The 560-nt window shown below is 71.8% G+C and carries 1 protein-coding gene; it reads right to left on the reverse strand.

Features of this window, described 5'->3' with window-relative positions; all coding sequences use genetic code 11:
* Window positions 1-190 (reverse strand): LacI family DNA-binding transcriptional regulator (locus KZA10_RS18460; RefSeq protein ID WP_308289711.1); only part of this gene is annotated, 190 nt, incomplete at its 3' end.
* Between the last annotated feature and the right edge of the window lie 370 nt (window positions 191-560).

The raw sequence follows: 560 nt of genomic DNA on the forward strand, positions 1-560 counted from the left end.
TGCGGAACCTGCCGGTCTTCAGAGCGCGCGCGGCGGAGTTCGGCCGGTAGCCGAGCCGGTCCATGGCCGCGAGCACCTTGTCGCGGGTGACCGGACGCACGATGTCCATGCCGTTGGCGACGCGAGAGACGGTCTGCGCCGAGACCCCGGCCTCACGTGCGACGTCGATGATCGACGGCGCGCGCCACACGCGCGCGTCCTCCGGCTGCTCTACCACTGACCCTCCCGGCGTCCCCCTGAACGATACCAATCCGCGGTCGCGCCCCCGTCCCCGGCCTTCCCTCCGGCCCTCACCCACCCACCTCCGAAACCGGTGGGGTGGTGGACAGCGGTGGGGTGGGGTGAGGGCGGGCGGCGAGGTGCACATCTGAGCACAGCCACCCCGCAAAGCGAGCGCTTCACTAGCGTGAGAAGGACGGCGACTCGGCCGTGACCCGGAGGTGAACATGTCGAACCTGGCTGCTGTGATGCCCGAACTCGGGCGCATCGAGGTGCAGGAGGTGCCGTCGCGCGAACCGGGGCCGCGCGAGGTGCGCGTGCGCGTGCGCGCCGTCGGCGTC

The organism is Microbacterium sp. BF1 (genome assembly GCF_019279095.1).
Classification (GTDB): domain Bacteria; phylum Actinomycetota; class Actinomycetes; order Actinomycetales; family Microbacteriaceae; genus Microbacterium; species Microbacterium maritypicum.